The organism is Erwinia oleae (genome assembly GCF_000770305.1).
Taxonomy (GTDB): Bacteria; Pseudomonadota; Gammaproteobacteria; order Enterobacterales; family Enterobacteriaceae; genus Erwinia; species Erwinia oleae.
On the sequence record NZ_JNVB01000038.1, the window covers coordinates 25,638 to 50,702 of the forward strand.

The window sequence follows — 25,065 nt, forward strand, 5'->3', positions numbered from 1 at the left end:
TCGCTTTTTTACGGTGCAGCGTTGCCTTTCATTTTAAATTATAAGCAGGTGTAAACGTGCAGAAGTACCTCACAGAGGCGCGTCAACTGCTCGCGCTGGCCATTCCGGTTATGCTGGCGCAGATTGCGCAAACCGCGATGGGATTTGTCGATACGATTATGGCTGGCGATGTCAGCGCCACCGATATGGCCGCCGTTGCGGTCGGAACGTCCATCTGGCTGCCCGCCATTCTTTTCGGTCATGGTTTGCTGTTGTCGCTGACGCCCGTGGTGGCGCAATACAACGGTTCCGGCCGCCGCGATCGCGTGGCGCATCAGGTACGTCAGGCATACTGGCTGGCGGCACTGGTCGCCGTTTTCATTATGCTGGTGCTCTATAACGCCGGTTTTATGATCCGTTCAATGCATGATATCGATCCTGAACTTGCCAGTAAGGCCGTCGGCTATCTGCATGCGCTGCTGTGGGGCGCGCCGGGCTATCTGTTTTTTCAGGTTGCGCGTAATCAGTGCGAAGGACTGTCAAAAACCAAACCCGGTATGGTGATGGGATTTCTGGGCCTGCTGGTAAATATTCCGGTTAACTTTGTCTTTATTTATGGTCATTTTGGCATGCCCGCGCTGGGCGGAGTTGGCTGCGGTGTGGCGACGGCATCGGTGTATTGGGTCATGTTTATCGCCATGAGCATTTGGGTACGCCGCGCGCGTTCCATGCGCGATATCCGGCTGACCACACGTTTCAGCGCCCCCGACACCGCCACGCTCTGGCGGCTGCTTAAGCTCGGTCTGCCGGTTGCGCTGGCGCTGTTTTTTGAAGTCACGCTGTTTGCCGTGGTAGCGATTCTGGTTTCGCCGTTGGGCATTGTTAACGTCGCCGGGCATCAGATCGCGCTTAATTTCAGCTCGCTGATGTTTGTGCTGCCTTTGTCGCTGGGCGTGGCAACGACGATCCGCGTGGGCTTCCGGCTGGGCCAGGGCTCTGCTGAGGCGGCGCGCATCTCGGCGTGGACGGCCCAGGGCGTGGGCGTCACGCTTGCCTTAATGACCGCGATATTCACCGTCACTTTTCGCGAGCACATTGCGCTGCTTTATACCAACAACCCGGAAGTGGTGACGCTGGCCTCGCATCTGATGCTGCTGGCCGCAATTTATCAGTTTTCAGACTCCATTCAGGTGATTGGCAGTGGCATTTTGCGTGGTTATAAAGATACCCGTTCCATCTTCTTTATTACCTTTGTCGCTTATTGGGTGCTGGGTTTACCGACGGGCTATTTGCTGGCGCTGACCGACTGGGTGGTTGAGCCAATGGGCCCGGCAGGCTTCTGGACAGGCTTTATTGTGGGTCTTACCTCTGCTGCGGCGATGATGGTTTTCCGCATGCGCTATCTACAGAGGCAGCCTGCCAGCACAATTCTGACGCGGGCAGCGCACTAAGCTGTCGATCGTTTTGTCAGCAGTGTGTTTAAAATTGCTGCGCTTCGCACAGTTGCGCAGCAGTCGTGCAGAAAAATGCGGATTTCCGCTTGCCAGCCGCAGGCGCTGTCGTTAATATTCGTCCCCGCTGTCGTCAGGACAGCGTAAGTATTTCACTGTGGTGTGGAAGCAGCCAACAAAGCCGCAGTGTGAAGGATGAAGCTTTTACGAAAGATTTCGCGCTGAGGCGCGGCGGCAAACGCGTCGAATCCGCAGGAGCATACATCAGTATGTGACTGGGATGAGCGAGTGCAGCCAACAAAGCCGCAGTGTGAAGGATGAAGCTTTTACGAAAGATTTCGCGCTGAGGCGCGGCGGCAAACGCGTCGATTCCGCAGGAGCATACATCCGTATGTGACTGGGGTGAGCGAGTGCAGCCAACAAAGCCGCAGTGTGAAAGATGAAGTAAAAAAAGCGTTCTTAGCTCAGTTGGTTAGAGCACCACCTTGACATGGTGGGGGTCGGAGGTTCGAGTCCTCTAGAACGCACCAGTGCGTCCGTAGCTCAGTTGGTTAGAGCACCACCTTGACATGGTGGGGGTCGGTGGTTCGAGCCCACTCGGACGCACCATTATCTTTCGCCTCTCATTGCAGACGGCAGCGCTTGTTCTCCATAAATTCCTGGAAATCCCCTCCCTTTTTTCACGCTACTTTCCTGAAGAATTCGCTAATTCCTTGATGAGACCACGTTTTTTAATTGGTTTTCACGCAGTTGAATCGCTATAATACGAAACGTTGTTTCACCTGAATGGTTCCAGCGTATGGTAGACCCTTTTTTTAAAACGATAGCCTCTGGCAATACGCCCGCTGAACCCTTCAGCCAACTTCTTCTGCACGTCTCATTACTGTCACCTATTCTTAGTCTGTATCGTCTTTTCTTATCCAGGCACAAATTCTTCTCCGGTCCTTCGCAATACACTATCAGTACCGGGATCGTCACTTTCTCATCCATCACAACTTAATAGATAATTCGTCATGAAAAAGACAAAAATTGTTTGTACTATCGGCCCAAAAACTGAATCTGAAGAAGTATTAACTAACCTGCTCGAAGCAGGCATGAACGTCATGCGTCTCAACTTCTCCCACGGCGACTACGAAGAGCACGGTCAACGTATTACTAACCTGCGCGCCGTGATGAAGAATACCGGCCACCAGGCGGCTATCCTGCTGGATACCAAAGGCCCGGAAATTCGCACCATGAAGCTGGAAGGCGGCAGTGACGTTTCGCTGAAAGCGGGTCAGACCTTTACGTTCACCACCGATCAAGCGGTGATTGGCAACAGCGATCGCGTGGCGGTGACCTACGCCGGTTTCACCAGCGATCTGAAAGTGGGCAACACCGTGCTGGTTGATGATGGTTTGATCGGCATGACCGTAACCGACGTGACGGAAAACAGCGTGGTCTGCCGCGTGTTGAACAACGGCGACCTGGGTGAAAACAAAGGCGTTAACCTGCCAGGCGTTTCTATCCAACTGCCTGCGCTGGCTGAAAAAGACAAACGCGATCTGATTTTCGGCTGCGAACAGGGCGTTGACTTCGTTGCCGCTTCCTTTATTCGTAAGCGTTCAGATGTGCTTGAGATCCGTGAGCACCTTAAGCAGCACGGCGGCGAGCACATTCAGATCATCTCTAAAATTGAAAACCAGGAAGGCCTGAACAATTTCGACGAGATCCTGGAAGCTTCCGACGGCATCATGGTTGCGCGTGGCGACCTTGGCGTTGAAATTCCGGTGGAAGAAGTGATCTTCGCGCAGAAGATGATGATCAAAAAATGTAATAAAGCACGCAAAGTGGTGATCACCGCCACCCAGATGCTGGATTCCATGATTAAGAATCCGCGCCCGACCCGCGCTGAAGCAGGCGACGTGGCTAACGCCATTCTGGACGGCACCGATGCTGTTATGCTTTCTGGTGAAAGTGCGAAAGGCAAATATCCGCTTGAGTCGGTCACCATCATGGCGACCATTTGCGAACGTACCGATCGCGTCATGAAAAGCCGCATTGATTCTCAGCAGGAGAATCGCAAAATGCGCATCACCGAAGCGGTGTGCCGCGGCGCGGTAGAAACGGCTGAAAATCTTGAAGCGCCGCTGATCGTGGTAGCGACCGAGGGCGGTAAGTCTGCAAAATCCGTACGTAAATACTTCCCTAACGCCACCATCCTTGCATTAACCACTAACGAGCAGACCGCGCGTCAGCTGCTGCTCAGCAAAGGGGTTATCACCAGCGTAGTGAAAGAGATTGCCTCGACTGACGATTTCTATCGTCTTGGCAAAGAAGCGGCGGTTGCAAGCGGCTATGCTCAGAAAGGCGACGTCGTCGTAATGGTTTCCGGCGCGCTGGTACCAAGCGGTACGACCAACACGTCGTCCGTTCACGTTCTGTAATTATGACGTGAGGAGTAAAAAAGCGCCCTCAGTGGCGCTTTTTTTACAGCTCAGGCAGGAAATTTGTCTGAAATGAGGTGTATGATTTTTCACCAAACCTAAGACATATCCGATTAAACTCACCTGTTTTCCCTCTTTTTTTTACATTAAAAGTCAAAGACGATGCTTCTTTGAGCGAACGATCAAATTTAAGCACGTTCTCATTAAAAAATTATTCTCATTAGAAAAAAGTTTGTGTAATACTTGTAACGCTACATGGAGATTAACTCAATCTAGAGGGTATAAATAATGAATCGTACTAAACTGGTACTGGGCGCGGTAATTCTGGGTTCAACTCTGCTGGCCGGTTGTTCAAGCAACGCTAAAATCGACCAACTGTCTTCTGATGTTCAGACTCTGAACGCTAAAGTTGACCAGCTGAGCAACGACGTGAACGCAATCCGTTCTGACGTTCAGGCTGCTAAAGATGACGCAGCTCGTGCTAACCAGCGTCTGGATAACCAGGCTCACTCTTACCGTAAGTAAGAGTTCTGGTACTGAAAATGGCGCACAGTGTGCGCCATTTTTTTTGCCTTTTTTCAACCTGCCAGACACTTCCTTGTGTACAGCGCGTTAAAACGCCTCAGGCCCCTTTCTACGTGTGTTCAGCCATCGACCCTACTCATGGCCAGACTCACTGTTCTTCGGCGCTTCAACGGCGTTTTGCTGAGGATTTACCGATGCCTCGCTAACCGGCTCACCTGCGCTCACCAGAATTGGCATCCCTGCGCGACGTTCCATCGCCTGCTTAATCACTGCGTGATCGCTTAGCGAACTTTTAACAAATTTTTTCGCTGCCGGACTCAGCGTCAACGGCATTGTCTGCGGATCGTCTTTCTCGTTATGGGAAAGAGGCTGATGCACTTCTATATAACGTTTACCGTCCGGTTCAACAGCATACTTCACGGGCTGGTTAATAATCTGTACCCGTGTGCCCTTCGGTACGCTGTTAAATAACGCTTCGATGTCATCGGGCCGCAGGCGTATGCAGCCTGAACTGACGCGCATCCCTATTCCGAAGTCGGCATTGGTGCCGTGGATCAGATAGTGTCCTTTGCCATACGCCAGACGCATGGCAAACAGCCCCATCGGATTGTCCGGCCCGGCGGGCACGGTTACCGGCAGCGTTTTACCTTCTGCGGCGTAGCGTTTTCGGATATTCGGCGTCGGTGTCCAGGTAGGATTCGGGATCTTCTGGCTGATGCTGGTCACCATCGCAGGCGTATTCGCGCCAAGCTGTCCGATACCTATCGGGTAGACGATGACCCTGTTTTCATCCTTTGGATAATAGTAGAGCCGCAGTTCGGCGACGTTGACCACAATGCCTTCCCGTTTCGTGTCCGGCAGCAGCATTTGCTGCGGAATGGTCAGGGTGGTTCCTGCTTTTGGAAGCCAGGGATCGGTGCCGGGATTGGCCTCAAGCATGCCCAGCAGACCAATCTTCCACTTCGAGGCAATCGCTTCCAGTGAACGGCCATCCGCAGGGACGGTGTAAGTCGCGTTTTCGCCAATCAGGCGACTGTCTTCAGCAGGTAATGGATAGTCTGTGGCGAGAGCATACTGCGAGGCGGTAAACGTAAAGAGTAACGTGGCAAGATGTAACAGCGGTCTCATGCAAATTTCCCCGTTCAACATAAAGAAACCTCCCGTCGAAACGGGAGGCCTGTGGAGAAGTGTAGCAATCTGGCGTTATGAAAGTACCTGTGCTTTGTGGCGAATGGCGCGGATCATCGCTTCCATCCCCTGCGAACGTGTTGGCGTCAGATGCTGCGTCAGCGCCAGTTGCCCGAACCAGGGGCGAACGTCAAAGGCCATGATTTCGGCGGGCGTCAACTGCTGATAAAGAATAAAAACAATGGCAATCAGTCCCTTAACGATAGCCGTGTCGCTGTCACCATACAGCACCACCCGCCCGGCCTCATCGGTATGCATCAGTATCCATACCTGGCTCTGACAACCGGAAATCGCGTTCTCCGGCTTATGTAAGGATTCAGAGGATTCTGGCAGCGTGGCGCCCAGCTCGATAATGTAGAGATACTTCTCTTCCCAGTTAGCGCAGCGCGAAAAATTGCGCACCAGTTTTTCTTTGTCCGGCAGCGTGGCCATTCCTTCCTCCCTTGTCTGTGGACGGCCTCAGCCGCCCAGCAAACGGTGTATACGTATCAGACCAGCCGCCAGGCGGTCGGCCTCTTCTTCGCTATTATACAGAACGAAGGAGGCGCGGCACATCGCCGGAACGCCGTAATGCGTCATCAGCGGCATGGCGCAGTGATGGCCGGTACGGATGGCTATCCCATACTGATCGAGAAAGCTGCCCACATCGTAAGCATGATGCTTACCCAGATTGAAGGCGATCACGCCGGAACGCGACTGCGGGCCATAAATCGTCAGATCCGGCACGGTGGCGAGCTTATCCATCGCATAGCGCATCAGCGCCTGTTCACGCTGATGGATAACATCCAGATCCAGCGCGCTGACCCACGTCAGTGCGGCGCCCAGGCCAATGATGCCGCCGGTATTCGGCGAACCGGCTTCGAAGCGCCATGGCGCTGCGGCATAGGTGGTGCCTTCGGTCAGACTGACGGTGGCGATCATCGAACCGCCGCCTTCCCATGGCGGCATGATGTCCAGCAGCGCTTTACGTCCGTACAGAATGCCGATGCCGGAAGGGCCATAGATTTTATGGCCTGAAAAAAGATAAAAATCGCAGTCCAGATCCTGCACGTCGACCTTCTGGTGCATTACCGCCTGCGCGCCGTCTATCAGCGTCACCACGCCTGCGGATTTGGCCTGCGCAATAATTTCTTTGACCGGGTTAACCGTACCCAACACGTTTGAAACGTGCGTTAAAGCCAGCAAACGCGTGCGGCTGTCGATCAGCGTCGGCAGTACCGACAGATCCAGCTCGCCGTTTTCATTCAGGGGAATAAAGCGAACTTCAGCGCCCACGCGCTTCGCCACCATCTGCCAGGGAACGATGTTCGCGTGATGCTCCATCTCGGTGAGAATGATGTTATCGCCCGCCTGAAGCTGGCTGCCGCCCCAACTGCTGGCGACAAGGTTGATCCCTTCGGTAGTGCCCTTCACGAACACAATCTCTTCCGTCGAGGCGGCGTTGAGAAAGCGCGCCGCCTGCGTGCGCACGTTCTCCATTTCGGTTGTCGCTTCGGCGCTCAGCGTATGGATACCGCGATGCACTGCGGCGTAGCCATACTCATAGAAGCGGCTCTCCGCATCGATTACCGCCTGCGGCTTCTGCGCGCTGGCGGCACTGTCGAGATAGGCCAGCGGCTGACCGTTCACTTCTCTGGTCAGGACAGGAAACTCGGCTCTGATGCGGGCGAGATCAAAACTCATTTAATGCCTCCGGGAAAACGCTGCGCAATGCGTTGCATCACCGCCTCTTTCAGCACGTCATCCGTAATGGCTTCGGTTAATTCAGCGGCAAACGCATAGATAATCATGCGCTGCGCTGACTCTTCGCTGATACCGCGCGCGCGCAGATAGAACATCTGCTCTTCGTCGATGCGACCAATGGTCGCGCCGTGGCTGCACTTTACATCATCAGCATAAATTTCCAGCTGCGGCTTGGTGTCCACTTCCGCCAGACGGCCCAGCAACAGATTGTTGTTGGTCATCTGTCCGTCCGTTTTCAGCGCGTGCTTCGCCACTTTGATCATGCCGTTGAACACCGCGCGGCCTTTGTCGCGAACGATGGTTTTGTGCAGTTGACGGCTCTGGCAGTAACCTTTGTTATGCTCCAGGTAAGTACGGCTGTCATTCACTTCTTTTTCCACCGGCAGCATCAGGCTGTTGATGCCCAACTCGCACCCTTCGCCGTTGAGTTGCACGCTGGTGTTGTGACGCGACAGACCGGCACCCAGCAGGAAGCTGTGGCTCTGTACACGCGCATCACGACCGATAACCAGATCGTTATGAGCAAAGTGATAGCTGCTGCTGTGCTCGAAACTCAGCTTGTAGTGCGTCAGCGCAGCGTTGTCGCCCACGCTGGCGGTAAAACGCCCGCCGGTGAAGTGCGTTGTCTCACTCAGGCTGACGTAATGTTCAATGATGGTCGCCTCTGCGCCATCATCAAGCTGAAGATGGTGACGATAGTGTGAGGTGCTCATCTCTGCCTCGCCGCTGCCGCTGCTGATATGCAGCAGATAGAGCGGGCGCGCAGCGGACTGACCGCGCGGCAGATGGATAGTCGTCACCTCTTCCGCCAGGCTCTCGGTCAGATGAAGGAACACATCAGGCTGCACTGGTGCGTTCAGTTCACGACGCTCGCCGGCCGCGGTCACCTGAATATCAAACCGATCGAATTCCGTGTCGCTCAGCGCCTGCTGGAAGCGCCCGTCAACAAACACCATTTTAACTGCATCAATATTGAGCGCGTGCGCGGCCGCCTCATCTGCATTAAGCGCGACGGCGGCGGGCAGAACGAAGTTTTGGGAAAACAGACCGTCGAGCGGGGTATATTTCCAGTTTTCCTGCTTACGCGTGGGCAGTCCAAGGCGCAAAACCTGCTGCCAGTGCTGCTGCGCCTGCAACGAGCGGCTGGCGCCGCGGCTTTCAAACAGGTGGTGCCACTGTTGCAGGGCGTTGTCACTACTCCTGGTCGGTAAGCCAGCCATAGCCTTGCTCCTCCAGTTGTTTCACCAGCGAGAAGTCGCCGGACTTGACGATTTTGCCCTGGTAAAGTACGTGCACAAAATCCGGCTTGATGTAATCAAGGATGCGCTGATAGTGCGTAACAATAATAAACGAGCGCTTGCCGTCGCGCAGCGTGTTAACGCCGTTTGCGACAATGCGCAGCGCATCGATGTCCAGACCGGAGTCGGTTTCATCAAGGATGCACAGTTCAGGCTCCAGCGCCGCCATTTGCAGGATATCGTTGCGTTTTTTCTCGCCGCCGGAGAAGCCGACGTTGACCGAACGGGTCAGCAAATCTTCAGGCATCTCCAGCAAATGGATTTTGTCTTCAATAAAGTCCTGAAAATCGAAGCGATCCAGCGAAGACTGCTCGCGGTATTTGCGTACGGCGTTAACCGCCGTTTGCAGGAAGAACTGATTGCTGACGCCAGGGATCTCAACCGGATACTGGAAGGCCATAAAGATGCCCTCACCGGCGCGATCTTCCGGAGACAGCTCAAGCAGATCCTTGCCTTTAAAGTTGATGGAACCGCCCACAACCTCATACTCTTCGCGGCCCGCCAGCGTGGCGGAAAGCGTACTTTTCCCTGAGCCGTTCGGGCCCATAATGGCATGGACTTCACCGGGCTTCACTTCCAGATCCAACCCGCGCAGGATCGCTTTGTCTTCAATGCTAACCTGTAAATCTTTGATACTTAACATAGTGTTTCCCTGGCAGTGCCATCAGCACTGCACGCAATGACCGTAAACGTCAGGACTCAGCCCACGCTGTGTTCAAGGCTTATCGCCAGCAATTTTTGAGCTTCAACCGCAAATTCCAGCGGCAGTTCGGAGAAAACGTCTTTACAGAAGCCGTTAACAATCATCGAAATCGCGTCGTCCTCGCTGATACCGCGCTGTAGGCAGTAAAAAAGCTGATCCTCGCCGATACGTGACGTTGTTGCTTCGTGCTCCAACTGAGCGGTGTTGTTACGCGCTTCCACATACGGGAAGGTATGCGCGCCACAGTCGGCGCCAATCAGCATCGAATCGCACTGGGTAAAATTACGCGCGTTGGTCGCGGTGGGCATGATTTTCACCAGGCCGCGATAGGTGTTCTGACTCTTTCCGGCAGAAATACCTTTCGAGATGATGGTCGATTTGGTGTTTTTACCGATGTGAATCATCTTAGTGCCGGTATCGGCCTGCTGATGTCCGCTGGTCAGCGCCACGGAGAAGAATTCACCGATTGAGTTGTCGCCGCGCAAAATCACGCTGGGGTATTTCCAGGTGATGGCGGAACCCGTTTCCGATTGCGTCCACGACATCTTGCTGTTCTCGCCTTCACAGAGCGCGCGTTTGGTAACAAAGTTGAGAATGCCACCTTCCGCTTCGCCGCCGGCAAACCAGTTCTGTACCGTGGAGTACTTCACTTCCGCGTCTTTATGAATGATAACTTCAACCACCGCCGCATGAAGCTGATAGCTGTCGCGCACCGGCGCAGAACAGCCCTCGATGTAGCTGACGTAGCTGCCTTCATCGGCAATCAGAATGGTACGCTCGAACTGACCGGTTTTCGCCGCGTTAATGCGGAAATAGGTGGAGAGCTCCATCGGGCAGCGCACGCCTTTCGGGATGTAAACGAAAGTGCCGTCCGAGGCTACGGCCGAGTTGAGCGCGGCAAAAAAGTTGTCGTTCGCCGGAACAACGGTGCCGAGGTACTCTTTCACCAGTTCAGGATGATCGTGGATCGCTTCACCGAACGAGCAGAAAATAATGCCCTGCTCCGCCAGTTTGTGGCGATAGGTGGTGGAAACGGAAACCGAGTCAAAAATGGCGTCTACCGCCACCTCTTTCCCTTCGCGCACCGGCACGCCAAGCTGGTTAAAGGCGTTTTCCACCTCTTCGGTCAGGTAGCTCGGCTGTGCGCCACCGCCCTGTTTCGCGCCGGGCTCAGACGCGCAGCTGTCATCGCAGTTGCCGCACGAGGGTGCCGAATAGTAGCTGTAATCCTGATAGTCCAGCGATTTGTAATTCGCCTTCAGCCAGTGCGGCTCTTCCATCTCCAGCCAGGCCGCGTAAGCCTTCAGGCGGAAGTCGAGCATCCATTCCGGCTCATTGCGTTTGGCAGAAATGGCGCGCACCACCTCTTCACTGATACCGTTTTCAAACTCTTCGGTTTGCAGTTGCGTGAAGAAGCCTTCTTTATATTTCTGCTGGTTTCCTTCCCAGATCTGCACATCATCTGATGCTTCAGTAGGACGAGACATAAGGTTTACTCAACGCCAAAGCTCTCACCACAGCCGCAGGCGTGTTGAGCTTTAGGATTATTAAATTTGAATATCTGATTCAGGCCTTCGCGAACGAAATCGACTTCCGTACCGTCAATAAAGGGCATGGCCTGAAGAGGCACATAGAGGTGCGCGCCGTTGTTAACGAAAACCAGATCGTCATCGGCGGGCTCTTTAACCAGATCCATCGTATAGCCGAAGCCCGCGCAACCGGACGTTTTAACACCCAGGCGCAGCCCCTTGACGTGCGGATCGTTTCCGGCCAGCGCAATAATTTGCTGCGCAGCGCTGTCAGTCAGCGTCAGGCCTTTCCAGACGAAGTCATCCGGAGAAAAAGAAGTGGTAGTGGCTGATGGCATATATTTACCTCACGAGTCGATAGCCCTGTGGGCTAATGCCTCTATGTTAGTGATATTGAATATCGCTTCAACCTCTTGTTTTGCAGGGATTAAGGCTTACAGCGCTTTTTTTCGCCGTCTCTATAGAGTTTAGACCCTGTCACGAGGTTTAGTATATTCAATGTGCGATAATGTATTAACTAATAACCCATTGATAAATTACAAAAAAATAAAAAATCTTCCTGACCGATTTTAATTAAGCATGGTTTCAGGCAATAAAGAGAGAAGTTACATCGTTATTACCAATTTTTCTGAACGGCAGCATTTATGGATAAAATTTTTTTTGGTGATATTGAATAATGCTGCGGGTAATATATGATAATGATTATCATTTAACAGGGAGTTTGTCTTATGACGCTGTCGGTCAATGCCTGGTTGCAGCATAAAATTGATGAATATAAATTTTCGGTACGCGATATTACCATCGATTTTTATATGGCCCAGGCAAAAATTAACCGTCCTGAATGCACCCTTGAACAATTGCGTAAATATAATGATACCTGCCTCGATATGGCGGAGCTTTGCCAGCTTAACGGCGACGATCGTAGCTATCTGCACGCGCTGGGCAAGCTGCATCATCGTCTGCTGCTTGAATTAGGCAATGCCGGGCGCGAACGTCTGTTTCGCATGCAGGCCTGGCAGCTCGGCCGCCATACGCTGACGCGTTTATGTCATCAACTGGCGTTAGACGGCGACTGGGAGCAGGCCACCCGGCTGCAAAGCGACTTTGTTAAGCAGGCTTCATGGATCATGTAGCAACCGTCTTAAAGATGCATATTATATCACTCTTCTGGCCTGCCTGACAAAATCGCCGTGGTCAGCCTTGAGACGCAGCACAACCGCCCTTCTGCATCGAATACGTCGATAAGCCATACCTGATGCGTGCGGCCCAGATGCGCCGCGCGACAGAGGCCTTTAACGCGTCCCTCTCTGGCAGAACGAACGTGGCTGGCGCTGATATCCAGACCGACTACCACGTCGCTGCCTTCGGTACACAGGTAACCCGCCATTGAACCGAGCGTTTCGGCCAGCGCTGCCGAGGCGCCGCCGTGCAGCAGGCCGAAAGGCTGACGCGTTCTTGCATCAACCGGCAGAGTCGCTTCCAGCGTGTCGTCAGTCATGGCGGTGAAGACGATGCCGAGGTGTCCGGCCAGCGTCTGCTCCCCGCGCTGGTTCAACGTCTCCAGCGTGGCCGCTCGTTTCCAGATAGCCATCAAATAATCTCCAGCAGCGCCTGTAGCGGATGACGCATTCCGTTTCCTTCAATGCGCTTCACCTGGCTGCGGCAGGAGTAGCCGGTTGCCAGGCAGCGCTGGCGAGGAAATTGTTGCAGTGCGGGATGCCAGGAAAGCTCGTAGATGCCGAGCGAGTTTTTCAGGTTCTTACTTTCGTGTCCGTAGGTGCCGGCCATGCCGCAGCAGCCCACGCTGACGCTCTCCAGCCGTGCGCCAACACGGGAAAAAATCGATGTCCACTGCGCTGAAGACGATGGCAACGCGGTGACCTCGGTACAGTGTCCGAACAGATACCAGGCTTCGCCGCTTTGCGCCTTTGTCTCGCTTTGCGGCATCGCCTGTTGCAGCCATTCATGCACCAGTTGCACGTGGAAGTCACCGCGCTCGTCGCCCAGCGCTTCACGATACTCGTCGCGATAACAGAGCACCAGCGCCGGATCGACGCCAACCATCGGCAGCCTCAGCGCCGCCACACGGTTGAGAAAGTCGGAGGTCTTGCGTGCGGTGCGGGCAAAGCGTTGCAGAAATCCTTTAATATGCTGCGCTTTACCGTTTGGCGAAAACGGCAGCACCACGGGCTTAAATCCTAACTTTTCGATCAGGGCGACAAAGTCGGCAATCAGTTGGGCTTCGTAATAGCTGGTAAAGGGATCCTGCACCACCAGCACGTGGCGCGCACGCGCCTCCTCGCTCATTTTTTCAAGCTGTTCAAGCGTGGTGCGCATCGCCGGTTGTCCGGCCAGCCGCTGTTTAAGATTCGGCGACGAGAGCAGCGGCAGATCCACCATCCCGACATGCTTCCTGCTCATTTCGCGCATCAGCGGCTGACGCAGGAAAAAGTTAAAGACCTTTGGCGCTTTCGCCATCAGCGGTGCATAGCTTTCGACACCGGCCACCAGATGGTCGCTGACGGGGCGCAAATAGCGCGTGTGGTAAAGCTGAAGGAAACGGGCGCGAAAGTTCGGTACGTCAATTTTAATCGGGCACTGGGTTGAGCACGCTTTGCAGGCGAGACAGCCGGACATGGCCTCTTTCACCTCATGGGAAAAATCATACTCGCCGCGCTTCGCATGCCAGCTGTTGCGCGTGCGGGCAATCATTCCGCGCAGGCTCACCTTCTCCTCGGGCAGGCTCTTTTCCAGCGCCAGCGGATCGACGCCCTGCCCGGCCAGCAGACGCAGCCACTCGCGCGTCAGCGCCGCGCGCCCTTTGGGCGAATGGATGCGGTCGCCGGTGATCTTCATGGACGGACACATCGGGCTTTTAACGTCAAAATTGAAGCACAGCCCGTTGCCGTTGCACTCCATGGCGCCGCGCCAGTCGGTGCGGACGCTGACCGGGATCTGCCTGTCGAAGGTACCGCGATTCACCGCATCCACCGCCATCATCGGCTCATCGACGCCGAGCGGCGCGCAAATTTTGCCCGGATTGAGCCGGTTTTCCGGATCGAACGCCGCCTTGATTCGCCGCAGTTCGGTAAACAGCGCCTCACCAAAGAAGGCGGGGCTGTACGCCGCGCGAAAGCCTTTACCGTGTTCGCCCCACAGCAGGCCGCCATAGCGCGCCGTCAGCGCCACCACCTCATCGGAAATCCGTTTCATCAGCATCTCCTGCTGCGGATCGCACATATCCAGCGCGGGCCGCACGTGCAGTACGCCTGCGTCAACGTGGCCGAACATGCCGTAGCTGAGATGATGATCATCAAGCAGCGCACGGAATTCGGTAATATAGTCCGCCAGATGCTGCGGCGGCACGCAGGTGTCCTCCACAAAGGGAATGGGCTTGGCGCGCCCCTTTGCGTTGCCGAGCAGCCCAACCGCTTTTTTACGCATGGCGTAGATGCGCTCAATGCCGCTCAGGTCGTCGCACAGTTGAAAACCAATCAGGCCCGCTTCACCCGCCGCCATTAATGTTTCCAGCCGGGCGCAGAGCGAAGTCACCTGCTCACTGATTGTCTCTTCATCATCACCTGCAAATTCGACAATATTCAGCCCCAGCATGTCACGGTTGGGCACGTCGGCGATCAGTTCGCTCACCGAGTGCCAGACAATGTCTTCCCGTGCCAGGTTCAGCACTTTCGAATCGATAGTTTCCACCGACAGCGCCTTCGCCTCCACCAGAAACGGCGCGTTGCGCAGCGCCGAGTCGAAGGAGTCATACTTAATATTCACCAGGCGGCGAACCTTCGGGATGGGGGTGATATTAAGGCGCGCTTCCGCAATGAACGCCAGCGAGCCTTCGGCACCGCAGAGAATGCGCGTGAGATCGACATGCTGTAGATCGTCGCTGACGGCATGACGCAGGTCGTAACCGGTCAGGAAGCGGTTCAGTTTGGGGAACTTCTCAAGGATCAACGCCCTGCCGTCGCGGCAGCTTTCCAGCACCGTACGATAAATTTTCCCTTCCGGCGTTTTCTCCGCCGCCAGGGCTTCAGCCAGCGATACCGGTACCCGGCGCGTATCAAGTATCTCGCCGCCCAGCAGTACCGCGCGCAGTCCGAGTACGTGATCGGAGGTTTTACCGTACACCAGCGATCCCTGTCCGGATGCGTCGGTGTTGATCATGCCGCCGAGCGTGGCGCGGTTACTGGTTGAAAGCTCCGGCGAGAAGAAGTAGCCATACGGCTTCAGGAAGGCGTTGAGCTGGTCCTTGATCACCCCCGCTTCCACTTTTACCCATCCCTGTTCGACGTTAAGGTCGAGAATACGGTTCATATAACGCGACATATCCACAACGATCCCCTGGTTCAGGGACTGACCGTTGGTGCCGGTGCCGCCGCCGCGCGGGGTGAACACCAGGCTCTCAAAGCGTGGCTCCCCGGCCAGTCGGGCGATCAGCGCAACGTCGGCGGTTGAGCGGGGAAAAAGCGCCGCGTCGGGCAGAAGCTGGTAGATGCTGTTATCCGTTGAAAGCGCCAGGCGATCGGCATAACTGGTGGCGGTATCGCCGGTGAAGCCCTGCTGCTCTAACGCCTGCAAAAAGTTCAGCACCAGTTGAACCAGGCCTGGCGCCTGAGAAATCTGTGGGATCATTGTCGGGTGACCAAAAAATTGAGGTGAAAAAAACTGTCGCTTTAAGGGTTTTATCACACTTTTTTATGGCCTGTCGCCATTTCAAAATCATCAGCGAAAAGAATAACGTGCCGGATCTGTTTTAAAAGCGATTAATGCCGCATCATTAAGATGAAGCCGGGAACGCTTCAAGGAAAAGCGACATCGTTCTTATTTTATTGAGGTTACGTTTACGCATGAAGATCGCACAAAAAGGATGGGATTTCCCACAAATCATCTTCTCCCTGCTGTTTATCACCCTGCTGATTGTTGCCTGCGTCTGGGTGGTTCAGCCGTTTATTCTCGGTTTCGCCTGGGCCAGTATGGTGGTGATCGCCAGCTGGCCGCTGATGATCAAATTCCAGAGCTGGCTGTGGGGACGACGCTCGCTGGCGGTGATCGCCATGACGCTGATTCTGATCCTCCTGTTCATTATTCCGGTGGCGATCCTGGTCAACAGTCTGATTGAAAACAGCGGGCCGGTGGTGGCATGGGTAACCTCAAAGCAGTTTCAACTGCCGGATATGCACTGGATGAGGAGCATTCCGCTGGTCGGCAGGAAGCTATATTCGGGCTGGCATCACCTTGTCCAGGGCGGCGGCAGCGCGATGCTGACGCAAATCCAGCCTTATATCGGGCGCACCAGCGGGTTTCTGTTTGCCCAGGCCGGTCACTTTGGCCGCTTTATGCTGCACCTTGGGCTGATGCTGCTGTTCAGCGTGCTGCTTTTCTGGCGTGGCGAACAGGTGGCGCAGGGCATTCGTCACTTTGCATTCCGTCTCGCATCGCGTCGCGGTGATGCAGCCGTGCTGCTGGCCGGACAGGCGATCCGCGCCGTTGCGCTCGGCGTGGTGGTCACCGCGCTGGTACAGGGTGTGCTGGGCGGCATCGGTCTCGCGATTTGCGGCATTCCTTACGCCACCATTCTTACCGTGCTGATGATCCTCTCCTGCCTGGTTCAGCTCGGCCCGCTGCTGGTGCTGATCCCCGCTATCATCTGGCTTTACTGGAGCGGTGACACCACCTGGGGAACGGTGCTGCTGATCTGGAGCTGTGTGGTGGGCACGCTGGATAACGTGCTGCGCCCGATGCTGATCAGAATGGGCGCAGATTTGCCGATGATCCTGATCCTCTCCGGGGTGATCGGCGGACTGGTCGCCTTTGGCATGATTGGCCTGTTTATCGGGCCGGTGGTGCTGGCCGTCTCTTATCGCCTGATGCTGGTCTGGATGCACGATGCGCCAGCGCCGCACGACGATCCGCTGGAGGTGGTTGAAGAACTTGCTGAAATTGAGCATGAATTAAAATAATTAACCTTTTGCGGCCATTATCATGGCCGCTTCTCTGTTTCCTGAGCGTTTCTCCTTTCCCGTTAAGTTACTTTGATTAGTTATTTTTATCATAATGGACGCTTATTTGAGCGCTGTAGAAACGTTGCGCGTTAATTGATTAACTTTAATACAGCTTTTAAGGTATTCATCAGCGCTAAGCATTAAAAAAGATTACCATCGGTAAACTAATAAGAGGATTCTTAAAGACTCATCCTTCCCACCTTAATAAGATAAGTCACATGTTCACGACTAAATCGATGATATTTGATCAACGGTTTACCCTTGAAAAAAATTAACGAATTGCTGTGTGTAGTCTTTGCCCATCCCATGTGATGGGCTTTTTTTTAAAAAAAATCCGTAAAAAAAGGCCAGAAAATCTGGCCTTTTGGGTTTATTACTTAGCGATGCTAATTATTTCGCAGGCATCTCCGCCAGGCTCAGCCACGTTTGCACCACGGTGTCCGGGTTAAGCGACAGGCTGTCAATGCCCTCTTCCATCAGCCATGCGGCAAAATCCTCATGATCCGATGGCCCCTGACCGCAGATACCGACGTATTTGCCCTGTTTCTTCGCGGCGCGGATCGCCATCGACAACAGCGCTTTCACCGCGTCATTGCGCTCGTCAAACAGCTCTGAAACCACGCCGGAGTCCCGGTCAAGACCAAGCGCCAGCTGGGTCATATCGTTGGAGCCGATGGAGAAGCCGTCGAAGTACTCCAGGAACTGCTCGGCCAGCAGCGCATTCGAAGGAATTTCACACATCATAATGAGCTTAAGGCCATTTTCGCCACGCGTCAGGCCCTGACGGCCCAGCTCTTCCACCACCGCCTTCGCCTGCGCCACGGTGCGAACAAACGGCACCATAATTTCGACATTGGTCAGCCCCATGTCGTTGCGCACGCGTTTTACCGCGGCGCACTCCAGCGCAAAGCAGTCGCGGAAGCTGTCAGCCACGTAGCGTCCCGCACCACGGAAGCCCAGCATGGGGTTCTCTTCTTCCGGTTCGTAACGCTCGCCGCCGACCAGGTTGGCGTACTCGTTGCTCTTAAAGTCGGAGAGACGCACGATAACGCGTTTTGGCGAGAACGCCGCGCCAAGCGTGGCGATCCCTTCCGTCAGTCGCGCAATATAGAACTCAACCGGATCGTCAAAACCTTTCATCATGTCGCGGATCTGCGCCTGAATCGCCGGGGTTTGCTGGTCGAACTCCAGCAGCGCTTTCGGGTGCACGCCAATCATGCGGTTGATAATGAACTCCAGACGCGCCAGACCCACCCCTTCATTCGGCAGACAGGCAAAGTCAAAGGCGCGATCCGGGTTGCCGACGTTCATCATGATTTTTAACGGCAGCGGCGGCATCTCATCCACCTGCGAACTTTTCACCTCAAAGTCGAGCAGTTCTTTGTAGACGTAACCGGTATCGCCTTCCGCGCAGGAAACCGTCACGCTCTGTCCGTCTTTCAGCACGTCCGTGGCGTGGCCGCAGCCCACCACCGCAGGAATACCAAGTTCACGCGCGATAATCGCTGCGTGGCAGGTACGTCCACCGCGGTTGGTGACAATGGCGGAGGCCTTCTTCATGATCGGCTCCCAGTCGGGATCGGTCATATCGGTCACCAGCACGTCGCCTTTCTGGATGCGATTCATTTCGCTGATATCATGAATGACTTTTACTTCTCCCGCACCGATACGATGACCGATAGCGCGGCCTTCAATCACCACATCGCCTTTGCCCTGAAGCGTATAACGCTCCATGACCTGACCGTTTGAACGCACGGTTTCGGGCCGCGCCTGCACGATAAACAGCTTGCCGGTGTGACCGTCTTTCGCCCACTCAATATCCATCGGGCGCTGATAATGCTTTTCAATCTGCACAGCCTGCGCGGCCAGCGCATGTACTTCGTCATCGGTCAGGCAGAAACGATCGCGATCCGCCTGCGGCACGTCTTCAATCCTGACCTGCTCGCCGTGGGCCTGCGAATCGGCATAAACCATGCGGATTTTTTTCGAGCCCATGGTACGACGGACAATGGCCGGGCGTTTGGCCTCAAGGGTAGGCTTGTGCACGTAGAATTCATCAGGGTTGACCGCCCCCTGCACCACCATCTCGCCAAGGCCGAGGGCCGCAGTAATAAAGACCACCTGGTCGAAACCGGATTCGGTATCAATGGTGAACATTACGCCCGCTGAGGCCAGATCTGAACGTACCATCCGCTGCACGCCCGCAGAGAGCGCCACGCCACGGTGGTCATAGCCCTGATGCACGCGATAAGAGATAGCGCGATCGTTAAATAATGAGGCGTAAACATGCTTCACCGCGATGAGTACGGCGTCAAAACCCTGCACGTTAAGAAACGTTTCCTGTTGACCCGCAAAGGAGGCGTCAGGCATATCCTCTGCGGTGGCGGAGGAGCGCACGGCAAACGAGGCCTCTGCGTCGTCAGACGAGAGCTGCTGATACGCCTCGCGGATCGCCTCCTCCAGCGCGGGCTGAAAAGGCGTCTCCACGATCCACTGACGAATTTGTTTGCCCGCCTTAGCCAGCTCGTCAACATCATCAATATCGGTCTTATCCAGCAAATCATAGATACGCTGATTCACGCCGCTTTGATCGAGGAACTGATTAAAAGCATCGGAGGTCGTCGCAAAGCCGTTCGGAACGGAAACGCCGAGCGAGGACAGATTGGTAATCATTTCACCCAGGGAGGCATTTTTGCCTCCCACACGATCAACATCGTTCATGCCAAGTTGGTTATACCAAAGCACAAGCGGCAACTCGCCTATATTGGACATTGAAGCAATCCTTTTAAAATTTATTAACTATAAGGGATTAATAATGCGTTTTGAGCCTGGCACATTCACGTACAGGAAAGAAACTATTGAATCGTTCAAGCAGAAAAAAAAACGACTTTTAAGAAAACTCCGCGCGGTTTTATTCCGTTGCGCAACAGTATAAATAAGACAAATCCTTAAAAATTAACGAAATAGACTTGCAGCGTCATTTTCAGGAAAAAGGATTTGCGCATCGCTTTTTTTGATAGCCATTAAGAATGTTTTTTTGGGAAAGGGCTATTTTTACGCATAGTTTACAGAAACGACATTTCATAAATGTTATGACGGGAAACATCAGCAAAAGAATGTCTTCTTCTCACAGAGTCGCTATTCTTAATTTACTGCGAATACGGCATCATGTTTTGCGGTTAACACCACATTTCATAACGGGAGAAAAGATGGACACTGGCAGCGAACGCAGCGTTTTTTATATTTCTGACGGCACGGCGATCACCGCAGAGGTGCTCGGTCATGCCGTGCTGTCGCAGTTTCCCGTGGGTATCAACAGCGTCACGCTGCCTTTTGTGGAAAATGTTCAGCGCGCTCAGGCGGTAAAGGGACAGATCAATGCGCTTTATCAGCACAGCGGCGTGCGGCCGCTGGTGTTTATTTCCATTATCGCGCCGGAGATCCGCGAAATCATTTTGCAAAGCGACGGCTTTTGTCAGGATATCATGCAGTCGCTGGTGGCGCCGCTCCAGCAGGAATTGGGCATTGCGCCAGCGCCGGTCGCCAACCGCACGCATGGCCTGACGGCCAGCAACCTCGGCAAATATGATGCGCGCATCGCGGCCATTGATTACACGCTGGCGCACGACGACGGCATCTCTCTTCGCGGACTGGAAGAAGCGCAGGTGATCCTGCTTGGCGTATCACGCTGCGGAAAAACGCCTACCAGCCTCTATCTGGCGATGCAGTTTGGTATTCGCGCCGCCAACTATCCTTTTATTGCCGATGATATGGATAATCTGAAGCTGCCGCCCGCGTTGAAAACCTTTCAGAACAAGCTGTTTGGTCTGACCATCGATCCGGAACGTCTTGCCGCTATTCGTCAGGAGCGCGCCGAAAATACACGTTACGCCTCAATGCGTCAGTGTCGGCTGGAAGTGGGTGAAGTGGAAGCGCTGTTCCGCACGCATCAAATTCCCTACCTTAACAGTACCAACTATTCAGTTGAGGAGATTGCCACACGCATCCTTGACATCACCGGTCTGACCCGTCGCATGTACTGACGGTTTTGCCCGCGAAGAGGGCGAGAATAATGACCCTTTTTATCTGAGCGTACTTTCAGTTGAAATCGCCGCAGTTTGGTTTATTGTGATCGCCATCACTTCCCGGTACTACCACCGCTGCGAAGACAAAAATTCAGAGATTGCTATGAACAAAACGGATGAACTGCGGACCGCGCGCATCGAAAGCCTTATTACGCCCGATGAGCTGATTAAACGGCACCCTGTTACCCCTGCCATTGCAGAAAACGTGACAGCGTCACGACAACGTATCGCCCGTATCCTTTCCGGTGACGATGCGCGTCTGCTGGTCGTCATTGGCCCCTGCTCGCTGCATGATCCTAAAGCGGCGCTGGAGTATGCCGCCAGGCTGACCGCGCTGCGCGACAAATATCATTCGCGCCTTGAAATCGTGATGCGCACCTACTTCGAAAAGCCGCGCACCGTCGTCGGCTGGAAAGGACTGATTTCCGATCCCGATCTGGACGGCAGCTTTCGCATCAACCACGGGCTTGGCGTGGCGCGCAAGCTTCTGCTGGATATCAATGCGCTCGGCATGCCAACGGCGACTGAGTTTCTGGATATGGTGATTGGCCAGTTCATCGCCGATCTGATTAGCTGGGGCGCCATTGGCGCGCGCACCACCGAGAGTCAGATCCATCGCGAAATGGCCTCGGCGCTCTCCTGTCCGGTAGGTTTTAAAAACGGAACCGATGGCAACATCCAGATTGCGGTGGATGCGATCCGCGCCGCGCGCGTCAGCCATATGTTCCTTTCACCTGATAAGCACGGGCAGATGACCATTTATCAGACCAGCGGCAATCCCTCAGGGCACGTGATCATGCGCGGTGGCCGTCAGCCGAACTATCATGCGGAAGATATTGCAGCGGCAGCGGCGAGGCTGCGTGATTTTTCTCTGCCGGAACAGCTGGTGGTGGATTTCAGCCATGGCAACTGCCTGAAGCAGCATCAACGTCAGAAAACCGTGGCCGATGACATCGCTGAGCAGATCCGTGGCGGTTCCCGCGCGATCGCCGGCGTAATGATTGAAAGCTTTCTTGAGGAAGGTACGCAGAAAGTGCAGCCCGGCACGCCGCTGGTTTACGGTCAGTCCATTACCGATCCCTGCCTCGGCTGGAAGGACAGCGAAGCGGTGCTGGACACCCTCGCCAGGGCGGTGGATACACGTTTTTGATCGCCGCGCGGGACGGGTTTCCCGCGCGCTGTTCAACTTGAGCAGCTTACCTCCAGCTTTTTACCCCAGTCCGGTGGTCGCCGCGTCAGATCGGCAAAGGCTGGCGCATCCTCAAACGGATTGCTCAGCGCCTGATGCAGCCGCGTCAGCACGCTGATATCCTCTTTTTCCGCCGCTTCAATCGCCGCCTGCGCCAGATAATTTCGCAGAACAATCGCCGGGTTGGCGAGCTTCATCTGCTGCTGGCGCACCGCATCGCTTATCTCTTCCTGCGCCAGCCGCCGCCGGTAAAGCGTGTACCAGTTATCGAACGCATCGCGATCGATAAACTCATCGCGCAGCGGCGACTGCGCCTGCTGCCGTTCGGTTGCGCTCAGCAAACGGAAGGTCAGCGTATAGTCGCTGCCTTCGCGCGTCATCAGTGACAGTAAACCGGTAAGCAGATCGTTATCCTCCTGACTTTGCGTGACCAGCCCCAGCTTCGCACGCATCAGTTCTCCCCAACTGCGCATCAGTTCAGTTTCATATCCCGCCAGCGCCTGCTTTAACTGTTCGGTAGTAAGCAGATCGGAGAGCGCATGGGCCAGCCGGTTCAGGTTCCACAGACCGATCATCGGCTGATTTTCAAAGCTGTAGCGCCCCTCATAGTCCGAATGATTGCAGATAAAATCGGGCTGGTAGTCGTCAAGAAAACCGTAAGGTCCGTAGTCCAGCGTCAGCCCCAGTATTGACATGTTATCGGTATTCATCACGCCATGGGCGAAGCCGACGCTCTGCCAGCGCGCAATCATTCGCGCGGTGCGCTTCACCACATCACTGAACCACAGCAAATAGCGATCCTGCTCCTTCTGCCACTGCGGCCAGTGGTGGCGGATGGCGTAATCGGCAAGCTGGCGCACCTTATCCGGCTGCCGCGCATAAAAAACGTGCTCAAAATGACCGAACCGCAGATGACTTTCCGCCACGCGCAGCAGCATTGCGCCACGCTCGACCGTTTCACGGTAAACCGGTTCGTCGCTGGCGATCACGCTCAGCGCGCGCGAGGTGGGTACGCCGAGGTGATGCATCGCTTCCGAGGCGAGAAACTCGCGCAGCGTCGAACGCAGTACGGCACGCCCGTCGCCCATGCGTGAATAAGGCGTCAGTCCTGCGCCTTTCAGATGCCAGTCCCACTTTTTGCCGTCCGGGAGCTGCTGTTCGCCAAGCAGGATCCCGCGACCGTCGCCCAGCTGCCCGGCCCAGACGCCGAACTGATGACCGCTGTAGACCTGTGCCAGCGGCTGCATACCGGGCAGCAGTGCTTCGCCGCTCAGCACCGCGCTATTGCCACGCACCGCCTCGTCATCCATTCCCAGCTCGCGCGCCAGCGAGCCGCTGTGATAAAGCAGCCGGGCACCCTTCAGCGGCATGGGCGCGACGCGGGTGTAGAACCCCTCCAGCTCATCATGCCAGGTGTTGTTAAATTGCATATTCACTCCTTGCGACTGCCTCAATACATTGACCTGAGTGTAGACCGAAGGAGCGTGGCTTAATACGGAATGAGTGCGGGGTTATTGCGTCGGCGGCTCGATCAGTATGGCAGGTGGCTGAAGCAGCGCATCAAGCGTCTCTTCACCGGCAAATGAGAAAAGCGAACTCTGAATACCGCTAAACGCAAAGCGCCGGATTTTCTCCAGCGCGGCCAGATCGTCAATACCCTGCACAATAATTTGCTGACAGTGCGGCTTAATATTCTCGATCACGCTGCCAATAAACGGTTTGAAGGAAAGGCGATTAAAATTGTGTTGGATAAATCCTTTATCAAACTTAATCTGCCAGAACAGATTATCGTAAATTGCCGTTGAGGGTGCTTTACCCGATCCGTAGTTTTTAAGCGATAACGCAAATTTTTCACTCAGTCCACTTAATAAATCATTTCCTTTTGCTTGTTTCATGCCGATAAATGTTTCGCTGATTTCCAGCAAAATCATTTCGAGTGCAGCCATTTTGTGCAACAGCATTTCGTTTTCAAGTATTGCCTTTGCCAGTAGCTCATCAATATTTATTGCCACGTTAACATTGTGCTGCCGAAAAAAAGCCTGGTGCTTTTCCACACAGTTTATTTGATTTTGAAAAAGCGCCACGCGCTGTGCTTCATTGAGCTGCGGCAGTAGCATATCGTATGGGATGGCGACATTTGCCGTACTGTGGGAAAAATGCGTGAGCAGTTCGACAGCGAGCAGCCGTCCGTCGAAGCTGTAGAGGGGATAAAATGCCGTATAGCTTTTGTAATCTGCTTCCAGATAGATTTTCATTATTATCGCCAGGCAAAGTGGCAATTCCCACCGCCCGCACTCTCAGCACGCTATCACTGACGTTCATGAGATGAAACGGGCGACCGCAATCCGATGACAACGCTACCATATTATCCGTTAAAAAGATGGTTTCTGACCAACACATCAACCAGATAAGCAGACAAAAGTTTTAATCAGATCCTTCTCGCCTGCCAGAATACTTTTTTCCAGTAAACGTTATCCAGGGAGGAGCGGATAACGCCCTGGCTGGTGGACGCGTGAATAAACTGGTTATCAGTGTCATAAATGCCAACGTGCAGACCATTCTCGCCGCCGCCGGTTTTAAAAAATACCAGGTCGCCGGGCAGAAGATCGTCTTTGTCGATCTCCGTGCCAATATCCGTCTGCGCCCTGGTGGTTCGTGGTAGCTGAAGCGCAAAACGATCGCGGAAGGTTAAAAAAACAAAGCCGGAGCAATCCACACCGCCGCGCCCCATACCGCCATAGCGATACGGCGTGCCACGCCACTGCACAAGCTGATCGTTGAGCTGAGCAATGACGGTGATTGAATCAGACAGGCGTCCGTTTGGCGGCGGTGCCTGATGGCTACAGCCCGCAAGCATAATAATCAGAAGCAGAAACCAGCAGCGCATAGGGAAACCCTGAAAATATGACGGTTTACTCTACCCGGAAAAGCGCGC

At 54.4% G+C, this 25,065-nt stretch carries 20 protein-coding genes, 2 tRNA genes and 1 other RNA gene; 10 read left to right on the forward strand and 13 right to left on the reverse strand.

The genetic code is table 11. The features are described 5' to 3' along the window. Positions 1-56 precede the first annotated feature (56 nt). The 5 genes from GS12_RS13225 (at position 57) to GS12_RS13245 (ending at position 4,381) form a co-directional block, all read left to right on the forward strand. The gene (locus GS12_RS13225) at positions 57-1,430 is read left to right on the forward strand and encodes an MATE family efflux transporter (protein ID WP_034947814.1); all 1,374 of its coding nucleotides are present in this window, start codon (positions 57-59) and stop codon (positions 1,428-1,430) included. 453 nt (positions 1,431-1,883) lie between these two features. Further along, positions 1,884-1,960 (forward strand) — tRNA-Val (locus GS12_RS13230). Between the two features lie 2 nt (positions 1,961-1,962). After that, a tRNA-Val gene (locus GS12_RS13235) sits at positions 1,963-2,039 on the forward strand. Positions 2,040-2,443: 404 nt separating this feature from the next. Beyond that, on the forward strand, positions 2,444-3,856 hold the full coding sequence (gene pykF / locus GS12_RS13240; RefSeq protein WP_034914528.1) for a pyruvate kinase PykF: 1,413 nt from the start codon (positions 2,444-2,446) through the stop codon (positions 3,854-3,856). A 288-nt stretch (positions 3,857-4,144) separates the two neighbouring features. Then, positions 4,145-4,381, forward strand: a complete 237-nt coding sequence (locus GS12_RS13245; protein ID WP_007374746.1) for a major outer membrane lipoprotein — start codon at positions 4,145-4,147, stop codon at positions 4,379-4,381. A 132-nt stretch (positions 4,382-4,513) separates the two neighbouring features. On the opposite strand, the gene GS12_RS13250 is transcribed toward GS12_RS13245, so the two are convergent. The 7 genes from GS12_RS13250 to sufA form a co-directional block, all read right to left on the reverse strand. Beyond that, positions 4,514-5,509 (reverse strand): L,D-transpeptidase family protein, encoded by a 996-nt coding sequence (locus tag GS12_RS13250; protein WP_034947817.1) that lies wholly within the window; start codon positions 5,507-5,509, stop codon positions 4,514-4,516. A 75-nt stretch (positions 5,510-5,584) separates the two neighbouring features. Further along, positions 5,585-6,001, reverse strand: coding sequence for a cysteine desulfuration protein SufE (gene sufE, locus GS12_RS13255; RefSeq protein ID WP_034947820.1), 417 nt, complete (start codon positions 5,999-6,001; stop codon positions 5,585-5,587). Positions 6,002-6,028: 27 nt separating this feature from the next. Further along, positions 6,029-7,252 carry a cysteine desulfurase SufS gene (sufS, locus tag GS12_RS13260; RefSeq protein WP_034947823.1) on the reverse strand — a complete coding sequence of 408 codons (1,224 nt, stop codon included), beginning with the start codon at positions 7,250-7,252 and terminating at the stop codon, positions 6,029-6,031. After that, positions 7,249-8,532 (reverse strand): Fe-S cluster assembly protein SufD, encoded by a 1,284-nt coding sequence (sufD, locus tag GS12_RS13265; protein WP_034947826.1) that lies wholly within the window; start codon positions 8,530-8,532, stop codon positions 7,249-7,251. Before sufD ends, sufS begins: the two co-directional genes overlap by 4 nt. Further along, positions 8,507-9,253, reverse strand: coding sequence for a Fe-S cluster assembly ATPase SufC (gene sufC / locus GS12_RS13270; RefSeq protein WP_034914516.1), 747 nt, complete (start codon positions 9,251-9,253; stop codon positions 8,507-8,509). Before sufC ends, sufD begins: the two co-directional genes overlap by 26 nt. Positions 9,254-9,309: 56 nt before the next feature. Then, positions 9,310-10,800: a Fe-S cluster assembly protein SufB gene (sufB, locus tag GS12_RS13275; protein ID WP_034914514.1), complete on the reverse strand. Its 1,491-nt coding sequence runs from the start codon at positions 10,798-10,800 to the stop codon at positions 9,310-9,312. 5 nt (positions 10,801-10,805) lie between these two features. Next, complete coding sequence (sufA, locus tag GS12_RS13280) at positions 10,806-11,180, reverse strand: Fe-S cluster assembly scaffold SufA (RefSeq protein ID WP_034914511.1); 375 nt, start codon at positions 11,178-11,180, stop codon at positions 10,806-10,808. A gap of 390 nt (positions 11,181-11,570) precedes the next feature. Here sufA and GS12_RS13285 point away from each other — a divergent pair, with 390 nt between their 5' ends. After that, complete coding sequence (locus GS12_RS13285; RefSeq protein WP_034947828.1) at positions 11,571-11,975, forward strand: hypothetical protein; 405 nt, start codon at positions 11,571-11,573, stop codon at positions 11,973-11,975. Positions 11,976-12,001: 26 nt separating this feature from the next. On the opposite strand, the gene GS12_RS13290 is transcribed toward GS12_RS13285, so the two are convergent. Together GS12_RS13290 and ydiJ are read right to left on the reverse strand one after the other, a co-directional pair. Continuing rightward, positions 12,002-12,433, reverse strand: coding sequence for a hotdog fold thioesterase (locus GS12_RS13290; RefSeq protein ID WP_034947831.1), 432 nt, complete (start codon positions 12,431-12,433; stop codon positions 12,002-12,004). Then, a complete protein-coding gene (gene ydiJ / locus GS12_RS13295; RefSeq protein ID WP_034947834.1) occupies positions 12,433-15,486 on the reverse strand; it encodes a D-2-hydroxyglutarate dehydrogenase YdiJ in 3,054 nt (1,017 codons plus the stop codon). The genes GS12_RS13290 and ydiJ overlap by 1 nt, the downstream gene beginning before the upstream one ends. Positions 15,487-15,701: 215 nt before the next feature. Here ydiJ and ydiK point away from each other — a divergent pair, with 215 nt between their 5' ends. Further along, complete coding sequence (gene ydiK, locus GS12_RS13300) at positions 15,702-16,814, forward strand: AI-2E family transporter YdiK (RefSeq protein ID WP_034914499.1); 1,113 nt, start codon at positions 15,702-15,704, stop codon at positions 16,812-16,814. 258 nt (positions 16,815-17,072) lie between these two features. Further along, positions 17,073-17,183: antisense sRNA RprA (rprA, locus tag GS12_RS23365), an RNA gene on the forward strand. Positions 17,184-17,246: 63 nt separating this feature from the next. Here rprA and ppsA read toward each other — a convergent pair. Next, positions 17,247-19,628, reverse strand: a complete 2,382-nt coding sequence (ppsA, locus tag GS12_RS13305) for a phosphoenolpyruvate synthase (RefSeq protein WP_034947837.1) — start codon at positions 19,626-19,628, stop codon at positions 17,247-17,249. A 437-nt stretch (positions 19,629-20,065) separates the two neighbouring features. Between ppsA and ppsR the strand changes: the two genes are divergently transcribed. After that, positions 20,066-20,899 carry a posphoenolpyruvate synthetase regulatory kinase/phosphorylase PpsR gene (gene ppsR, locus GS12_RS13310; protein ID WP_034914493.1) on the forward strand — a complete coding sequence of 278 codons (834 nt, stop codon included), beginning with the start codon at positions 20,066-20,068 and terminating at the stop codon, positions 20,897-20,899. Positions 20,900-21,044: 145 nt separating this feature from the next. Further along, positions 21,045-22,091 carry a 3-deoxy-7-phosphoheptulonate synthase gene (locus GS12_RS13315; protein WP_034947839.1) on the forward strand — a complete coding sequence of 349 codons (1,047 nt, stop codon included), beginning with the start codon at positions 21,045-21,047 and terminating at the stop codon, positions 22,089-22,091. A gap of 32 nt (positions 22,092-22,123) precedes the next feature. Here GS12_RS13315 and GS12_RS13320 read toward each other — a convergent pair whose 3' ends face one another. The 3 genes from GS12_RS13320 to GS12_RS13330 all read right to left on the reverse strand — a co-directional run bounded on the left by GS12_RS13320 (position 22,124) and on the right by GS12_RS13330 (position 25,017). After that, positions 22,124-23,560, reverse strand: coding sequence for a protein adenylyltransferase SelO (locus tag GS12_RS13320; RefSeq protein ID WP_034947842.1), 1,437 nt, complete (start codon positions 23,558-23,560; stop codon positions 22,124-22,126). 81 nt (positions 23,561-23,641) lie between these two features. Continuing rightward, the gene (locus GS12_RS13325; RefSeq protein WP_034947845.1) at positions 23,642-24,385 is read right to left on the reverse strand and encodes an EAL domain-containing protein; all 744 of its coding nucleotides are present in this window, start codon (positions 24,383-24,385) and stop codon (positions 23,642-23,644) included. 173 nt (positions 24,386-24,558) lie between these two features. Then, positions 24,559-25,017 carry an NlpC/P60 family protein gene (locus GS12_RS13330; RefSeq protein WP_034914478.1) on the reverse strand — a complete coding sequence of 153 codons (459 nt, stop codon included), beginning with the start codon at positions 25,015-25,017 and terminating at the stop codon, positions 24,559-24,561. Positions 25,018-25,065: the final 48 nt, after the last annotated feature.

Excerpts from the sequence above, each read along its gene's own strand:
- sufE (WP_034947820.1), bottom strand. The coding sequence starts at position 6,001 with ATGGCCACGCTGCCGGACAAAGAAAAACTGGTGCGCAATTTTTCGCGC.
- pykF (WP_034914528.1), top strand. The coding sequence starts at position 2,444 with ATGAAAAAGACAAAAATTGTTTGTACTATCGGCCCAAAAACTGAATCT.
- GS12_RS13330 (WP_034914478.1), bottom strand. The coding sequence starts at position 25,017 with ATGCGCTGCTGGTTTCTGCTTCTGATTATTATGCTTGCGGGCTGTAGC.
- GS12_RS13250 (WP_034947817.1), bottom strand. The coding sequence starts at position 5,509 with ATGAGACCGCTGTTACATCTTGCCACGTTACTCTTTACGTTTACCGCC.
- sufC (WP_034914516.1), bottom strand. The coding sequence starts at position 9,253 with ATGTTAAGTATCAAAGATTTACAGGTTAGCATTGAAGACAAAGCGATC.
- ydiK (WP_034914499.1), top strand. The coding sequence starts at position 15,702 with ATGAAGATCGCACAAAAAGGATGGGATTTCCCACAAATCATCTTCTCC.
- sufD (WP_034947826.1), bottom strand. The coding sequence starts at position 8,532 with ATGGCTGGCTTACCGACCAGGAGTAGTGACAACGCCCTGCAACAGTGG.
- ydiJ (WP_034947834.1), bottom strand. The coding sequence starts at position 15,486 with ATGATCCCACAGATTTCTCAGGCGCCAGGCCTGGTTCAACTGGTGCTG.
- GS12_RS13285 (WP_034947828.1), top strand. The coding sequence starts at position 11,571 with ATGACGCTGTCGGTCAATGCCTGGTTGCAGCATAAAATTGATGAATAT.
- ppsA (WP_034947837.1), bottom strand. The coding sequence starts at position 19,628 with ATGTCCAATATAGGCGAGTTGCCGCTTGTGCTTTGGTATAACCAACTT.
- ppsR (WP_034914493.1), top strand. The coding sequence starts at position 20,066 with ATGGACACTGGCAGCGAACGCAGCGTTTTTTATATTTCTGACGGCACG.
- GS12_RS13245 (WP_007374746.1), top strand. The coding sequence starts at position 4,145 with ATGAATCGTACTAAACTGGTACTGGGCGCGGTAATTCTGGGTTCAACT.
- GS12_RS13320 (WP_034947842.1), bottom strand. The coding sequence starts at position 23,560 with ATGCAATTTAACAACACCTGGCATGATGAGCTGGAGGGGTTCTACACC.
- sufB (WP_034914514.1), bottom strand. The coding sequence starts at position 10,800 with ATGTCTCGTCCTACTGAAGCATCAGATGATGTGCAGATCTGGGAAGGA.
- sufA (WP_034914511.1), bottom strand. The coding sequence starts at position 11,180 with ATGCCATCAGCCACTACCACTTCTTTTTCTCCGGATGACTTCGTCTGG.
- sufS (WP_034947823.1), bottom strand. The coding sequence starts at position 7,252 with ATGAGTTTTGATCTCGCCCGCATCAGAGCCGAGTTTCCTGTCCTGACC.
- GS12_RS13325 (WP_034947845.1), bottom strand. The coding sequence starts at position 24,385 with ATGAAAATCTATCTGGAAGCAGATTACAAAAGCTATACGGCATTTTAT.
- GS12_RS13315 (WP_034947839.1), top strand. The coding sequence starts at position 21,045 with ATGAACAAAACGGATGAACTGCGGACCGCGCGCATCGAAAGCCTTATT.
- GS12_RS13290 (WP_034947831.1), bottom strand. The coding sequence starts at position 12,433 with ATGGCTATCTGGAAACGAGCGGCCACGCTGGAGACGTTGAACCAGCGC.